Consider the following 15,599-nt stretch of genomic DNA (forward strand, 5'->3'; position numbering starts at 1 on the left):
GTCGCTCGCCATTCGTGAACGACTACGCTTTGTGACGCCCCGGGCGAAGAGTTTCGGCACCGTTGGCTCATCCGTTACGTGTCCGTGGTTCCGCTGCCCGGGACCGCTGCGAGAGTCGGTACGTGCGAGTCGCCATCGTCACCGAGAGCTTCCTGCCCCAGGTGAACGGCGTGACCAACTCCGTGCTCCGGGTGGTGGAGCATCTGGGCGAACACGGTCACGAGGTCCTCGTGATCGCACCGGGTGCGGGCCAAGAGGAGTACCGGGGTGCCCCCGTGGTGCGGGTGCCCGCCGTGGACCTGCCCGTCGTCAACTCACTGCCGGTCGGCGTGCCGACCAGGACCGTGCTCACCGCGCTCGCGCACTTCGTGCCGGACGTGGTCCATCTGGCGTCACCGTTCGTGGTCGGGGCGCGCGGGCTCGCCGCGGCGCGGCGCCTCGGGGTGCCGGTGGTCGCGGTCTACCAGACCGACATCGCCGGGTTCGCCACTGCGTACGGGCTCGGCCTCGGCGCTCGCGCCGCTTGGCGCTGGGTGCGCCGCCTGCACAGCAAGGCCGACCGGACGCTCGCGCCGTCCACCCACTCGGTGCGGGAGCTGCGGCTGCACGGCGTGCCGCGCGTCTACCGCTGGGGCAGGGGCGTCGACATCGAGCGGTTCTCCCCGGCGCACGCCGACCCTGCCCTGCGCGCCGAGCTGGCCCCGAACGGTGAGCTGCTCGTCGGCTTCGTGGGCAGGCTGGCGCCGGAGAAGGAGGTCGACCGCCTGACCGCGCTCGCCGGGATCGAGGGTGTGCGGGTGGTCGTGGTCGGCGACGGCCCCGAGCTCGACGGCCTGCGCGCGAGCCTGCCCGGCGCGGCGTTCCTCGGCGCCCGCTACGGCGAGGAGCTGGCCACCGCGTACGCGAGCCTCGACGTGTTCGTGCACACCGGCCCGCACGAGACGTTCTGCCAGGCCGTGCAGGAGGCCATGGCGTCGGGCCTGCCCGTGCTCGCGCCCGCCGCGGGCGGCCCCCGGGATCTCGTCGACCACGGCTCGACTGGTTTCCTGCTGTCACCGGAGCGTTCGCGGTTCGCCGCCGAGTTGCGGGCGCGCGTCGACGAGCTGCGGGACGGCGACCTGCGCGCCCGGCTCGGCACGCAGGCGCGGCGCGGCGTGCTCGGGCGCACCTGGCCCGCCGTGTGCGACCAGCTCGTGGGTCACTACGAAGCGGTCCGGGGCCACGTCTTACGGGCCGCGTGATGCACATCGTGCAGCTCGCGAACTTCTACGGCCCCCGCTCCGGCGGGCTGCGGACCGCGCTGCACCATCTGGGCGCGGGCTACGTCGCGAGCGGGCACCACGTGACCCTGGTCGTGCCCGGTGCCCGGCACGCCGACGAGACGCTGCCCAACGGCGTGCGCCGCGTCACACTGCCCGCGCCGCGGATCCCCGGCACCGGCGGGTACCGCGCGGTCGACCCGTACCGCGTTCGGAGCCTGCTCCGCGTGCTGGAGCCCGACCGCCTCGAGGTCTCCGACCGGCTCACGCTGCGCGGCATGGGCCGCTGGGCCAGGGACCGGGGCGTGCCAAGCGTCGTGATCTCCCACGAGCGGCTCGACCGGTTGCTGGAGCAGTTCCTGCTGCCCGGCCCGGTGGCCCGCCGGGCCGCCGATGCGGCGAACCGGCGCATGGCTGCCGGCTACGACAAGGTGGTGTGCACCACGGCGTTCGCGCGCGCCGAGTTCGACCGGATCGGCTCGCCCAACGTGCAGCGCGTGCCGCTCGGTGTCGACCTGCGAGCGTTCACGCCGACCCTGCGTGACGACGGCTGGCGGCACACGCTCTCCGGCGGCGCCGACGCGCTGATCGTGCACTGTGGACGGCTGTCGCCGGAGAAGCACGTCGAGCGCAGCGTCGACACGGTGGCCGAGCTTACCGAGTCCGGGGCGAAGGTCCGGCTCGTCGTCGCCGGTGACGGGCCGAGGCGCAGGGCGCTGGAGCGCAGGGCCCGCGGGCTGCCGGTGACGTTCCTCGGATTCCTCGCCGACCGCAACGAGGTCGCCAGGCTGCTCGCGACCGCCGACGTGTCGCTGGCCCCCGGCCCGCACGAGACGTTCGGGCTCGCGGCGCTGGAGGCGCTCGCGTCGGGCACGCCCGTGGTGGTGTCGGCCTCGTCGGCGCTGCGGGAGATCGTGCGGCCGGGCTGCGGTGCCGCCGTCGCCGACCACGCGCCCGCCTTCGCCACGGCGGTCACTGGCCTGCTGGACGAGCCGGAGCCCCACCGCAGGGCGGCGGCACGGGCGAGGGCGGAGGAATTCGCGTGGCCGGTCGCGGTGCGGGGGATGCTCTCGGTTCTCGCCTAGACTCGCGGGCATGTCACGAGCGAGCCTGGACAAGGATCCTCGCGAGGTCGCCGCCATGTTCGACGGAGTCGCGGCGGGATACGACCGCGCGAACTCCGTCATGACGTTCGGCTTCGACCGGCGCTGGCGCATCACCACGGCCAGAGTGCTGGAGGCGCGGCGCGGGGAGGCGGTGCTCGACCTCGCGGCCGGCACCGGGGTTTCGACCAAGGAGTACTCGCGGGGAGGCGCCTACTGCGTCGCCGCGGACTTCTCGCTGGAGATGCTGCGCAACGGCAGGCAGCGCGGTGTGCCGATGGTCGCCGCCGACGCCCTGCGCCTGCCGTTCGCCGACGAGAGCTTCGACGCGGCGACGATCTCCTTCGGCATCCGCAACTTCGTGGACACCAAGGCGGCGCTCACCGAGATCGCCCGCGTGGTCAAGCCGGGTGGGCGGCTGGTGATCTGTGAGGTGTCCACGCCCACGTTCCCGCCGATCCGGTTCCTCTACCGCAAGGTGATCCTGCGCGCGATGACGTGGCTCGGCAGGCGCGCATCGTCCAATCCGGACGCCTACGGCTACCTGGCCGAGTCGATGCTCACCTGGCCCGACCAGCGCGCGCTCGGCGAGATCATCGCCTCGGCGGGCTGGACGAAGGTGGAGTGGCTCAACCTAACCTTCGGTGTCGTGGCCATCCACCGTGCTCGCAAGCCCGCCGCGGACTCCTCCGTAAACTCGGACGCATGAACAACGATGCCGAGGTCATCGTCGTCGGTGCGGGTCCGGCCGGCTCCACGGTGGCCACGTACCTCGCCCGCGCCGGTGTGGACGTGTTGCTGCTGGAGAAGACCACGTTCCCGCGCGAGAAGGTGTGTGGCGACGGCCTCACCCCGCGCGGCGTGAAGCAGCTGATCGACCTCGGCATCGACACGAGCCGGGAAGCGGGCTGGGTGCACAGCAGGGGCCTGCGCATCCTCACCGGCGACCTGACGCTCGAGCTGGACTGGCCGGACCTGACGAGCTATCCGCCCTACGGCGTGGCGCGGACCCGGCACGACTTCGACGACCTCCTCGCGAAGACGGCAGTCAAGGCCGGTGCGCGGCTGTACGAGCGCACCACCGTCACGGGCGCGATCACCAACGCGGCCGGCCGTGTGGTCGGCGTGGAAGCCAAGGTGGGCCCCGAGAAGACGCCGGTCAGCTACCGCGCGCCGCTGGTGCTCGCGTGCGACGGTGTCTCGGCACGGCTCGCGCTCTCGGTGTGTATCGACAAGGACGAGAAGCGGCCGATGGGGGTGGCCGTACGCCGCTACTACAAGAGCCCGCGCCACGAAGATCCCTACATCGAGGGTCACCTGGAGCTGTGGGACCGCAGCGATCCCCGCCGGCCCAAGCTGCTGCCCGGGTACGGCTGGGCTTTCCCCCTCGGCGACGGCACCGTGAACGTCGGGCTGGGCATGCTCTCGACGTCGGCGTCGTTCCGCAACACCGACTACCGCGCGCTGTTGCGGTCGTGGCTCGACTCGACGCCGGAGGAATGGGGCTACCGCGAGGAGAACGCGGTCGGCAAGATCGGCGGCGCCGGCCTGCCGATGGGCTTCAACCGCACGCCGCACTACCGCGACGGGCTGCTGCTGCTCGGCGACGCGGGCGGCATGGTGAGCCCGTTCAACGGCGAGGGCATCTCCGCGGCGATGGAGTCGGCGCAGCTGGCCGCCGAGCACGTGGTGCAGGCGCTGGCCCGGCCGGAGGGGCCCTCGCGTGAGCGTGCGCTGAGCGGCTACCCGCGCGCGCTGGCCGATCTCATGGGCGGCTACTACCGGCTCGGCAACGTCTTCGCCAAGGCCATCGGCAAGCCGAAGGTGATGCGCGCGGCGACGAAGTACGGCCTGCGCGTCAACCCGCTGATCCCGCTCGTCTACAAGGGGCTCTCCGGCTGCTACGACGCGAAGGGCGGCGACGGCGTCGACCGGCTCATCTCCCTGCTCGCGCGCGTCACGCCCAGCGCCTGACGGGCACGTGGGATAGCTCACAGTACGCCTGTACTTTGTGCTGTGCGCACGGCGCCGTTCGTCGCTTTTGCGCAGGTGACCGGGGTTCACGTGGCACTGCGTGTGCACTCTGTGGCACAGCAAGTTAGGTAACCCTTATAGCACGGGCACTAGCGACAAGCATGTGAGTCGAGTCCTACACTGCCCCCATGCTTTGTGAACGGCTTCACAACTTCGACGAGAAGCTTGTGAACTATTTCACAAGCACCCTTGTGCTCTCGGGCGGAGACAGGGGTGGTTGACCACACGGGGTAAGGGTGGCCTAACCCTCAGCGGTGTGACTCAGGTCCCTTAGGGTGCCGCCCAGAAGTCGCACAGAAACACACGTCCGTAACGCAGCGGCGCGGAAAGGATGGTGCCGCAGTGAACTCATCGGTTGCCTCGGCAGGGATGGTGCTGGCACAGGGCGGTGCGGAGGCCGGCATCGGTGTCTACCTGCCGCTGGTGCTGATCTTCGTACTGGCGCTGGCCTTCGCCGTGTTCTCCGTGCTGCTGGGCCCGCTGGTCGGGCCGAGCCGCTACAACAAGGCCAAGCTCTCGGCCTACGAGTGCGGCATCGAACCGTCGCCGCAGCCGCTGGTCGGCGCGGGCCGCATGCCCGTCGCCTACTACGTGACGGCGATGCTGTTCATCCTCTTCGACATCGAGATGGTGTTCCTGTTCCCCTACGCGGTCTCGGCCGACGCGCTCGGGCTGTGGGGCGTCGCGGCGGCCACCCTCTTCATCGCAACCTTCTTCATCGCCGACGCCTACGTATGGCGGCGCGGCGGGCTGGATTGGAACTGACGGCTATGGGTCTCGAAGAGAAGCTCCCCAACGGCATCCTGCTGGCCAAGCTCGAGGGCGTGGTGAACTGGGCTCGCAAGAACTCGTTGTGGCCCGCGACGTTCGGACTCGCCTGCTGCGCCATCGAGATGATGACCACCGGCGGATCCCGCTACGACATCGCGCGGTTCGGCATGGAACGCTTCAGCGCCACACCGCGCCAGGCCGACCTGATGATCGTCGCGGGCCGGGTGACCCAGAAGATGGCCCCGGTCCTGCGCCAGATCTACGACCAGATGGCCGAGCCGCGCTGGGTGCTGGCGATGGGCGTGTGCGCCTCCTCCGGCGGCATGTTCAACAACTACGCCGTGGTGCAGGGCGTCGACCACATCGTCCCGGTGGACATGTACCTGCCGGGCTGCCCGCCCCGGCCCGAGATGTTGCTCGACGCGATCCTCAAGCTGCACGCCAAGATCCAGGACGAGCCGATGGGCCCGCGCCGTGCCGCGGCCAGGGCCGCCAGCGGCGAGCAGACCGCGATCGTGCCCTCGTCGATCAAGTTCGCGAAGAAGTGATCCCAGTGCCTGAAGAGAAGCCAGAGACCGGAGCCGAACAGTCGAGCGCCGAGCGGCCGGAGAGTGGGCTCGAGCCGCGCGGATCCGAACCCGCCCGGCCTGCCGAGCCGGTGGTCGCGGGCCGGGAGCGCAAGGGGATGTTCGGCGTCTCCGGCACGGGCGACACCTCCGGCTACGGCGGCCTGCGGCTGCCCGCGTACTCACCGCCACCGGCCGAACGGCCCTACGGGGGTTGGTTCGACGACTTCGCCGACGAGTTCTACGCGGCGCTGGCCGACAACGGCATCCCCGCCGAGGCGATCCTGCAGGTGACCGTCGACCGCGGCGAGATCACCTTCTACGTCGCCCGCGAGCACCTGGTCGCCATCTGCCGCACGCTGCGCGACGACGCCGGCCTGCGGTTCGAGCTGTGCAGCTCGGTGTCCGGTGTGGACTACGGCGTCGACGTGCCGCAGCGCCTGCACTCGGTGTACCACCTGACGTCGATGACCTACCGGCGCCGGATCCGCCTCGAGGTGACGCTGGACGTCGAGGATCCGCATGTGCCGTCCATTGTGGACGTCTACCCGACGGCCGACTGGCACGAGCGCGAGACCTACGACATGTTCGGGATCGTCTACGACGGGCACCCCGCGCTCACCCGCATCCTCATGCCGGACGACTGGGACGGGCACCCGCAGCGCAAGGACTACCCGCTCGGCGGGATCCCGGTGGAGTACAAGGGCGCGGAGATCCCGCCGCCCGACACGCGGAGGTCGTACTCATGACACGGCCGAAGCACTCTTTCCCGCTGGAGGCGCAATGACAACGAGCGATCGTCTCGCCGACGCGACGACCGGCACCGACACCACACCCGAAGGTGCCGACAGCGTCGGCTACGCCGCACACCGCGAGACCACCGAGGGCCGCGTCTACACGGTCAGTGGTGGCGACTGGGACGACGTCCTCTCCGACGCCGCGCACGACGAGCGCATGGTCATCAACATGGGCCCGCAGCACCCGTCGACCCACGGAGTGCTGAGGCTCGTGCTGGAGATGGAGGGCGAGACCGTCACCCAGCTCCGCTCGGTGATCGGCTACCTGCACACCGGCATCGAGAAGAACTGCGAGTACCGGACGTGGACCCAGGGCGTCACGTTCGTGACGCGCATGGACTACCTCGCGCCGCTGTCCAACGAGATGGGCTACTGCCTCGCCGTCGAGAAGCTGCTCGGCATCGAGGCGCCTCGCCGCGCGCAGCTGCTGCGCGTGCTGCTGCTGGAGCTCAACCGCATCGGCTCGCACCTCGTCTACATCGCCACCGGCGGCATGGAGCTCGGCGCCACCACGGCGATGACGCTCGGCTTCCGCGAGCGCGAGGAGGTGCTGCACCTGCTGGAGCACCTGACCGGCCTGCGCATGAACCACGCGTTCATCCGGCCCGGCGGGCTCGCGCAGGACATGCCGGAGGACTTCCACGAGGCCGTCACCGAGTTCTGCAAGGTGATGGACGAGCGGCTTCCGCTCTACGACAAGCTCTTCACCGGCCAGCCGATCTGGCGCAACCGGCTCAAGGGCGTCGGCTACCTGCCCGTCGACGCGTGTCTCGCGCTCGGCGTCACCGGCCCGGTGCTGCGCTCCGCCGGCCTGCCGTGGGACCTGCGCAAGGTGGAGCCGTACTCCTGCTACGACGAGTTCGAGTTCGACGTGCCGACCTCGAACGACGCCGACTGCTGGGCGCGCTACCTGATCCGCGTCGAGGAGATGCACCAGTCGCTGCGGATCGTCCGGCAGGTGCTGAAGAAGCTCGAACCGGGTCCGGTGATGGTGGAGGACAAGAAGATCGCGTGGCCCGCCCAGCTGTCGATCTCCAGCGACGGCATGGGCAACTCGCTCGAGCACGTCCGCAAGATCATGGGTCAGTCGATGGAGTCGCTGATCCACCACTTCAAACTCGTGACCGAGGGCTTCCACGTCCCGCCGGGCCAGGTGTACGTGCCGGTGGAATCGCCGCGCGGGGAGCTCGGCTACCACCTCGTTTCCGACGGCGGCACCCGGCCGCTGCGCGTCCACGTGCGCGAGCCGAGTTTCGTGAACCTGCAGTCGATGCCGGCGATGTCGGAGGGCGGCCTCGTCGCCGACGTGATCGCCGCGATCGCCTCGATCGACCCGGTGATGGGGGGAGTGGACCGATGACCACGCCGTCGGAGACGCCGCGGCCGGGCAAGGAGCCCGCCAAGCAGACCTTCGCCGCCGCGGGCGAGGACGTCGACGTCGTCGCGATCTCGCCCGTCCGCGAGGAGGGCATGCTGGCCGACGACGCGCTGGCCGACCCGTTCGGCCCCGACATCGAGGCCAAGGCAAAGGAGCTGGCCGCCCGCTACCCGCAGTCGCGTTCGGCGCTGCTGCCGATGCTGCACCTGGTGCAGTCGGTGCAGGGCTACGTGAGCCAGGAGGGCATCGCCTTCTGCGCCCACCAGCTCGACCTCTCCGAGGCCGAGGTCAGCGCGGTGGCCACGTTCTACACGATGTACAAGCGCAAGCCCTGCGGCGAGCACCTGGTGAGCGTGTGCACCAACACGCTGTGCGCCGCGCTCGGCGGCGACGCGATCTACAAGCGGCTCCAGGAACACCTCGGCGAGGACGGGAAACCGCTCGGGCACGAGGAGACCGCGGGCACGCCTGGCGAGCCGGGTTCGGTCACCATCGAGCACGCCGAGTGCCTCGCCGCGTGCGACCTCGGCCCGGTGCTGCAGGTCAACTACGAGTACTACGACAACCAGACGCCCGAGAAGGCGGTGGAGCTCGTGGACGCCTTGCGGCGCGGGGACAAGCCCGCCCCTTCGCGCGGCGCCCCGCTGTCGGACTTCAGGTCGGTGGAGCTCCAGCTCGCCGGGTTCTTCCCCGAGGACGACGAGGCGTTCCGCATCGACGTGGACGGCCCCTCGCAGGCCGTCGAGACGCTGCGGGGGGCGCAGCTGGCCGCGGAGCGCGGCTGGACGGCGCCAGCGATGTCCGATGACGTACCCCTGCCGGAGGTGGAGGCGAAATGACGGCCGATCCCGTTACCCCGGTACTCACCAAGAGGTGGCTGTCGCCGCAGTCGTGGCGGCTGTCGACCTACGAGAAGCTCGAGGGCTACACGGCGCTGCGCAAGGCGCTGAAGGGCACGCCGGAGCAGCTCGTGCAGCTGGTGAAGGACTCGGGCCTGCGCGGTCGCGGCGGTGCCGGGTTCCCCGCGGGCGTCAAGTGGTCGTTCATGCCGCCCAACGAGGACAAGCCGCACTACCTCGTCATCAACGCCGACGAGGGCGAGCCGGGAACCTGCAAGGACATCCCGCTGATGATGGCCGACCCGCATTCGCTCATCGAGGGGTGCGTCATCGCCTCGTACGCGATGCGCTCGCACCACTGCTTCATTTACGTGCGCGGTGAGGCACTGCACTGCATCCGCAGGCTCAACGCCGCCGTGCGCGAGGCGAAGGCGGCGGGCTACCTCGGCACCGACATCCTGGGCTCCGGTTTCGACCTGGAGATCACCGTCCACGCGGGAGCGGGCGCCTACATCTGTGGCGAGGAGACGGCGCTGCTCGACTCGCTCGAGGGCCGTCGCGGCCAGCCGCGGCTCAAGCCGCCGTTCCCCGCCGCGGCGGGCCTTTACGCCGCGCCGACGACGGTGAACAACGTCGAGACGATCGCGAGCGTGCCCTACATCGTCAACGGCGGTGCCGACTGGTTCCGCCAGATGGGCAGCGAGAAGTCGCCGGGGCCGAAGATCTTCTCGATCTCCGGCCACGTCGAGCGGCCAGGTCAGTACGAGGCCCCGCTGGGCACCACGCTGCGGGAGCTGCTGGAGCTGTGCGGGGGCATGAAGGACGGCATCCCGCTCAAGTTCTGGACGCCGGGTGGTTCGTCGACGCCGCTGTTCACCGCCGAGCACCTGGACGTGCCGCTCGACTTCGAGGGCGCCGCCGAGGCGGGGTCGATGCTCGGCACCACCGCGGTGCAGGTCTTCAACGAGACCGTCTCCGTGCCGTGGGCCGTGATGAAGTGGACGCAGTTCTACGAGCACGAGTCGTGCGGCAAGTGCACCCCGTGCCGCGAGGGCACGTACTGGCTCGCGCAGATCCTGGAGCGCATGGTCTCCGGTCACGGCACCGAGGAGGACATCGACACCCTCCTCGACGTCTGCGACAACATCCTCGGCCGCTCGTTCTGCGCACTCGGTGACGGCGCGGTCAGCCCGATCACCAGCGGCATCAAGTACTTCCGGGACGAGTTCCTGGCGCTGTGTGAGAGCAACAGGCGTGAGCTGGTGGGAGCGCAAGCATGACGATGGCACCAAGCCACAAGGACGAGGTGACTGAAACCCCGCCGGGTTACGTCAAGCTGACGATCGACGGGGAAGAGGTCATCGCCCCCAAGGGCGAGCTGATCATCCGCACCGCCGAGCGGCTCGGCACCGTCATCCCGCGGTTCTGCGACCACCCGCTGCTCGACCCGGCCGGCGCGTGCCGCCAGTGCCTCGTCGAGGTGGAGATGGGCGGCAGGCCGATGCCGAAGCCGCAGGCGTCGTGCACGATGACGGTCGCCGACGGCATGGTGGTCAAGACGCAGCGCACCTCGCCCGTCGCCGACAAGGCGCAGCAGGGCGTGATGGAGCTGCTGCTGATCAACCACCCGCTGGACTGCCCGATCTGCGACAAGGGCGGCGAGTGCCCGCTGCAGAACCAGGCGATGGCGCACGGGCGGCCGGATTCGCGGTTCCGGGACAAGAAGCGCACGTTCCCCAAGCCGCTGCCGATCTCGACGCAGGTGCTGCTCGACCGCGAGCGGTGCGTGCTGTGCCAGCGCTGCACGAGGTTCTCCGCGCAGATCGCGGGCGACCCGTTCATCGAGCTGCTCGAACGCGGGGTGCACCAGCAGATCGGCACCGCGGAGACGGCCGACGTGCTGGACATGGCGTCGCGGACCACCAGCGGCAAGCCGTTCCAGAGCTACTTCTCCGGCAACACCATCCAGATCTGCCCGGTCGGCGCGCTCACCAGCGCGCAGTACCGGTTCCGGTCGCGGCCGTTCGACCTCGTGTCGTCGCCGAGCGTGTGCGAGCACTGCTCGTCGGGCTGCGCGGAGCGCACGGACTTCCGGCGCGGCAAGGTGATGCGCAAGCTCGCCGGTGAGGACCCCGAGGTCAACGAGGAGTGGATCTGCGACAAGGGCCGCTTCGCGTTCCGGTACTCGACGGCCGCCGACCGCATCCGCACCCCGCTCGTGCGCAACGCCGAGACCGGTGAGCTGGAGCAGGCGTCGTGGACGCAGGCGCTCCGCGTTGCCGCCGAGGGGCTCGCGAAGGCTCGCGACGGCAAGGGCGTCGGGGTGCTGCCCGGCGGACGCTCGACGGTCGAGGACGCCTACGCCTACAGCAAGTTCGCCCGCGTCGCGTTGCGCACCAACGACATCGACGCCCGCGCGAGGGCGCACTCGCCCGAGGAGCTGGACTTCCTGGCCTCGCGCGTGGTGGGCACCAGCCCGGAGAACGGCGTCACGTTCAACGCGCTGGAGCACGCGCCGCTGGTGCTGTGCGTGGCGTTCGAACCGGAGGAGGAGGCCCCGGCCGTCTACCTGCGGCTGCGTAAGGGCGCGCGCAAGCACGGCACCAAGGTGGTCCACATCGGACAGTGGTCCACGCCCGCGGTGACGAGGACGTTCGGCGAGCTGCTCGCGTGCGTGCCCGGCGGCGAGGCGAGCGCGGTGGAGGGCATCGCCCAGCACGCGCCCGACCTCGACGAGGGGCTGCGGGCCGAGGGCGCCGTGGTGCTCGTCGGTGAGCGGGCCGCCGAGGTGCCCGGCCTGTTCTCCGCGCTGCACCGGCTCTCGGAGCGCACCGGTGCCCGGCTCGCGTGGATCCCGCGCAGGGCGGGCGAGCGAGGCGCGGTGGAGGCCGGCGCGCTGCCGACGCTGCTGCCCGGCGGCCGGTCCGTCACCGACGCTGCGGCCCGCGCGGAGGTGGAGCAGGCATGGAACCTCGCCGAGGGCGCGCTGCCCGCCGAACCGGGGCGCGACACCACGGGCATCCTGAACGCGCTGGTCACCCGCGACCTCGACGGCCTGCTCGTCGGCGGCGTCGACCCGGACGACCTGCCGGACCCGGCGCTGGCGCGCAAGGCGCTCGCGGCGGCGGGTTTCGTGGTGAGCCTGGAGCTTCGGCCGAGCGCGGTGACCGAGCACGCGGACGTGGTCCTGCCGATCGCCCCTGTCGACGAGAAGGCGGGCAGCTTCCTGAACTGGGAGGGTCGTCGTCGCGAGTTCTCGGTGACGCTGGAGGGCACGGGCGCGCTGCCCGACTGCCGGGTCCTCGACACCCTGGCCGTCGAAATGGACGCCGACCTCTTCACCCAGACCCCGGCCGCCGCGGCAGGCGACTTCGCGCGACTGTCCCCCAAGGCCACCTTGGGTGCGTTGAGCGCAACAAAGGTGGCCTTGGGGGCCGCTCCGGACGTCCCGAACGGAGCCGTGGCGACGCCGGGTGAGGGGCAGGCGGTGCTGGCGACCTGGCGGCAGCTGATCGACGACGGCTCCCTGCAGGTCGACGAGCCGCACCTGGCGGGAACCGCGCGCCCCGTGGTCGCCAGGATGTCCGCCGCCACCGCGGAAGGGCTGAACGGGCACGTGACCGTCTCCACCGACCGCGGCTCGATCACGCTGCCCATCGAGGTCGCCGACCTGCCGGACGGCGTGGTCTGGCTGCCCGGCAACTCGCCGGGCTCGAAGGTCCGTGCCACGCTCGGCGCCGGGCACGGCGCCATGGTCTCCATCGCGGCCGGAGGTGCACAGTGACCCCGCTTCTCGCCCAGGCGCAGGAGTCCATGACCAGGGCGGAGCTGCTCGCGGACGATCCGCTCTGGCTCATCCTGATGAAGGCCGTCGTGCTCATGCTCGTCGGCCCGATCCTCACCGTTGTCCTGATCGTCGGCGAACGCAAGATCGTCGGCCGCATGCAGAACCGGCCCGGTCCCAACCGCGTCGGACCGTTCGGGATGCTCCAGTCGATCGCCGACGCGATCAAGCTGCCGTTCAAGGAACAGGTCATCCCCGACACGGCCGACCGCAAGGTGTACTTCCTCGCGCCGGTGATCGCCGTGGTTCCCGCGCTGATCGGCCTCGCCGCGATCCCGTTCGGCCCCGAGGTGTCGATCTTCGGGGAGCGCACGGTCCTGCAGCTCGTGGAGCTGCCCGTCAGCGTGCTGCTCGTGCTGGCGGGCGCTTCGGTCGGCGTCTACGGCATCGTGCTCGCCGGCTGGGCGTCGGGCTCGCCGTACCCGCTGCTGGGCGGCATGCGCTCGGCGGCGCAGGTGATCTCCTACGAGATCGCGATGGGTCTGGCCATCATCGGCGTGGCGCTCTACGCTCAGTCGCTCGCCACCGGTGACATCGTGGAGGCGCAGGCCAGCGGCTGGTACTTCTACCTGCTGCTGCCGAGCTTCGTGATCTACCTGATCTCGATGGTCGGCGAGACCAACCGCGCGCCGTTCGACCTGCCCGAGGCCGAGTCCGAGCTCGTCGGCGGCTTCCACACCGAGTACAGCTCGATGAAGTTCGCGATGTTCTTCCTCGCCGAGTACACGAACATGGTGATCGTCTCGGCGTTCGCGACCACACTGTTCCTCGGCGGCTGGATGTTCCCGTTCGTCGGGCTCGACTCGCCGCTCAACCAGGGCTGGTGGCCGGTCCTCTGGTTCTTCGCCAAGATGGCCGTGCTGCTCTTCGGCTTCATTTGGCTGCGCGGCACACTCCCGCGTTTCCGCTACGACCAGTTCATGAAGCTGGGCTGGAAGGTCCTCGTGCCCGCCGGCCTCGTGTGGCTCGTGCTCATCGCACTGGTGCGAGCGATCCGCAACGACGGCAACGTCTCCACGGGGCAGATCCTCGTGATCGGCGGCATCGCCATCGTGGTGGTCGTGCTGCTGACGCTGTTGATCCCGGAGAAGCGCGTGGAGGACGACGACTCGGTACCGATCACCGGCGGTGGCCACCCGGTGCCGCCGCTGGACCTGAAGGTGCCGGAGACCACCCCGCGCAGCAAGGCGCTCAAGGCAAAGGCCAAGTCCGCCAAGCGAACCGCCGCGCTCGCCTCGACCAAGGAGGGTTCCGATGGGGATCTTTGATCCCATCAAGGGCTTCGGCGTCACCTTCGGGATGATGTTCAAGAAGGTGGCCACCGAGGAGTATCCGGAGATCGGCGCGCCCGCGGCTCCCCGCTACCACGGCAGGCACCAGCTGAACCGGCACCCGGACGGGCTGGAGAAGTGCGTCGGCTGCGAGCTGTGCGCCTGGGCGTGTCCCGCCGACGCGATCTTCGTCGAGGGCGGCGACAACACCGACGAGGAGCGCTACTCGCCGGGTGAGCGGTACGGCAAGGACTACCAGATCAACTACCTCCGCTGCATCGGCTGCGGCCTTTGCGTTGAGGCGTGCCCGACCCGGTCGCTCACGATGATCAACTTCTACGAGCTGGCCGACGACGACCGGCAGAAGCTGATCTACACCAAGGAGGACCTGCTCGCGCCGTTGCTGCCAGGCATGGAGCAGCCGCCGCACCCGATGCGGCTCGGCGACGACGAGCAGGACTACTACGTGCACGGCCCCGAACTGGCCCGCGGCCGCGGTGTCCCGTCCGGCGAGACCGTGGAGACGTCCGAAGAGAAGGCCATGCAGTGATGACGCAGAGTGCTCTTTTCCTCGCGCAGGCGGGCGCCGAGGCGACCGTCTCCACCGGGGAGGCCATCTCGTTCTGGGTACTGGGGCCGATCGCGGTCGCAGGTGCGCTGGGCATGATCTTCGCCCGCAACGCGGTGCACTCGGCGCTGTGGCTCGTGCTCACGATGCTCTCGCTCGGGATGCTCTACCTGATCCAGCAGGCGCCGTTCCTCGGCTTCACGCAGATCATCGTCTACACCGGCGCGATCATGATGCTCTTCCTGTTCGTGCTCATGATGGTGGGCAGGGAGTCGTCGGATTCGGTGGTCGAGGTCCTGCGCGGGCAACGGCTCACCGCGGCGGTGCTCGGCATCGGCGTCGCCGGGGTGCTCGCGGGCGCGCTCACCCGGGCGCTCACCGACGTCACCCCCGCGCCGCCGCTCGACCCGTGGTCGCCGGAGGGCGGTGGCGCTGGGGGCCTCGGCAGGCTGATCTTCACCGACTACCTGTTCCCGTTCGAGCTCACGTCGGCGCTGCTGATCACCGCTGGGATGGGCGCGATGGTGCTCACGTTCACCGATCGGCACGCCAAGACGGGCAAGCGCTCCCAGCGTGAGCTGGTGGTGGCCAGGTTCCGCGGTGAGTACGAGCGCCCGTCGCCGAAGCCCGGCCCCGGCGTGTTCGCCACCTCCAACTCCGTCGCGACGCCCGCGCTGCTGCCCGACGGCTCCGTGGCACCCGAGTCGCTGTCCGAGCTCATCGAGTCGACCTCCGCGGCCCGGCTGGAGGCCGAGCGCAAGCAGGTGACCGGCGAGACGCCGCAGCCCGACGCGCACGCGCTGGTGGGCTCCGAGCAGGACGCCGCGAAGTCCGCCGAGGCCGAGAGGGAGGACGGCGACCGATGACACCGACGTACTACCTGCTGCTGTCGGCGCTGCTCTTCACCATCGGCGCCGTCGGCGTGCTGGTGCGGCGCAACGCGATCGTCGTGTTCATGTGCATCGAGTTGATGCTCAACGCCGTGAACCTCACCCTCGTGACGTTCGCGCGCATCAACGGCGACATCGACGGCCAGGTGATGGCGTTCTTCGTGATGGTCGTCGCCGCCGCAGAGGTCGTGGTGGGGCTCGCGATCATCATGGCGATCTTCCGCACCCGCCGCTCGGCCTCGGTCGACGACACCAACCTCCTGAAGTACTAGGGGACCA

15 protein-coding genes are annotated in these 15,599 nt (G+C 70.2%); all 15 read left to right on the top strand.

Annotation, left to right across the window (positions count from 1 at the left end; all coding sequences use genetic code 11):
• Positions 1–122: 122 nt before the first annotated feature.
• The 15 genes from FCN18_RS03730 (at position 123) to nuoK (ending at position 15,592) form a co-directional block, all read left to right on the top strand.
• A complete protein-coding gene (locus FCN18_RS03730; RefSeq protein WP_206077792.1) occupies positions 123–1,241 on the top strand; it encodes a glycosyltransferase family 4 protein in 1,119 nt (372 codons plus the stop codon).
• Complete coding sequence (locus FCN18_RS03735) at positions 1,241–2,344, top strand: glycosyltransferase (RefSeq protein WP_112266518.1); 1,104 nt, start codon at positions 1,241–1,243, stop codon at positions 2,342–2,344. The genes FCN18_RS03730 and FCN18_RS03735 overlap by 1 nt, the downstream gene beginning before the upstream one ends.
• 10 nt (positions 2,345–2,354) lie before the next feature.
• Complete coding sequence (locus FCN18_RS03740; protein WP_137093234.1) at positions 2,355–3,071, top strand: demethylmenaquinone methyltransferase; 717 nt, start codon at positions 2,355–2,357, stop codon at positions 3,069–3,071.
• The gene (locus FCN18_RS03745) at positions 3,068–4,336 is read left to right on the top strand and encodes a geranylgeranyl reductase family protein (protein WP_137093237.1); all 1,269 of its coding nucleotides are present in this window, start codon (positions 3,068–3,070) and stop codon (positions 4,334–4,336) included. Before FCN18_RS03740 ends, FCN18_RS03745 begins: the two co-directional genes overlap by 4 nt.
• Before the next feature lie 429 nt (positions 4,337–4,765).
• Positions 4,766–5,161: an NADH-quinone oxidoreductase subunit A gene (locus tag FCN18_RS03750; RefSeq protein ID WP_112266521.1), complete on the top strand. Its 396-nt coding sequence runs from the start codon at positions 4,766–4,768 to the stop codon at positions 5,159–5,161.
• A 5-nt stretch (positions 5,162–5,166) separates the two neighbouring features.
• Entirely contained in the window at positions 5,167–5,715 is a 549-nt protein-coding gene (locus FCN18_RS03755) for a NuoB/complex I 20 kDa subunit family protein (RefSeq protein ID WP_112266522.1), read from the top strand.
• Positions 5,715–6,482, top strand: coding sequence for an NADH-quinone oxidoreductase subunit C (locus tag FCN18_RS03760; protein ID WP_113642045.1), 768 nt, complete (start codon positions 5,715–5,717; stop codon positions 6,480–6,482). The genes FCN18_RS03755 and FCN18_RS03760 overlap by 1 nt, the downstream gene beginning before the upstream one ends.
• A 34-nt stretch (positions 6,483–6,516) precedes the next feature.
• Positions 6,517–7,890 (top strand): NADH-quinone oxidoreductase subunit D, encoded by a 1,374-nt coding sequence (locus FCN18_RS03765; protein WP_112266523.1) that lies wholly within the window; start codon positions 6,517–6,519, stop codon positions 7,888–7,890.
• Positions 7,887–8,747 (top strand): NADH-quinone oxidoreductase subunit NuoE, encoded by an 861-nt coding sequence (gene nuoE / locus FCN18_RS03770; RefSeq protein WP_112266524.1) that lies wholly within the window; start codon positions 7,887–7,889, stop codon positions 8,745–8,747. Before FCN18_RS03765 ends, nuoE begins: the two co-directional genes overlap by 4 nt.
• On the top strand, positions 8,744–10,027 hold the full coding sequence (gene nuoF, locus FCN18_RS03775) for an NADH-quinone oxidoreductase subunit NuoF (protein ID WP_112266525.1): 1,284 nt from the start codon (positions 8,744–8,746) through the stop codon (positions 10,025–10,027). Before nuoE ends, nuoF begins: the two co-directional genes overlap by 4 nt.
• Positions 10,024–12,531 carry an NADH-quinone oxidoreductase subunit G gene (locus FCN18_RS03780; RefSeq protein WP_137093239.1) on the top strand — a complete coding sequence of 836 codons (2,508 nt, stop codon included), beginning with the start codon at positions 10,024–10,026 and terminating at the stop codon, positions 12,529–12,531. Before nuoF ends, FCN18_RS03780 begins: the two co-directional genes overlap by 4 nt.
• A 29-nt stretch (positions 12,532–12,560) precedes the next feature.
• Complete coding sequence (gene nuoH / locus FCN18_RS03785; RefSeq protein WP_112266830.1) at positions 12,561–13,859, top strand: NADH-quinone oxidoreductase subunit NuoH; 1,299 nt, start codon at positions 12,561–12,563, stop codon at positions 13,857–13,859.
• Complete coding sequence (nuoI, locus tag FCN18_RS03790) at positions 13,846–14,412, top strand: NADH-quinone oxidoreductase subunit NuoI (RefSeq protein WP_112266528.1); 567 nt, start codon at positions 13,846–13,848, stop codon at positions 14,410–14,412. Before nuoH ends, nuoI begins: the two co-directional genes overlap by 14 nt.
• Entirely contained in the window at positions 14,412–15,296 is an 885-nt protein-coding gene (locus tag FCN18_RS03795) for an NADH-quinone oxidoreductase subunit J (protein ID WP_112266530.1), read from the top strand. Before nuoI ends, FCN18_RS03795 begins: the two co-directional genes overlap by 1 nt.
• Positions 15,293–15,592, top strand: a complete 300-nt coding sequence (gene nuoK / locus FCN18_RS03800) for an NADH-quinone oxidoreductase subunit NuoK (protein ID WP_112266532.1) — start codon at positions 15,293–15,295, stop codon at positions 15,590–15,592. Before FCN18_RS03795 ends, nuoK begins: the two co-directional genes overlap by 4 nt.
• Positions 15,593–15,599: the final 7 nt, after the last annotated feature.

This window comes from Prauserella endophytica (genome assembly GCF_005146945.1).
Classification (GTDB): Bacteria; Actinomycetota; Actinomycetes; order Mycobacteriales; family Pseudonocardiaceae; genus Prauserella_A; species Prauserella_A endophytica.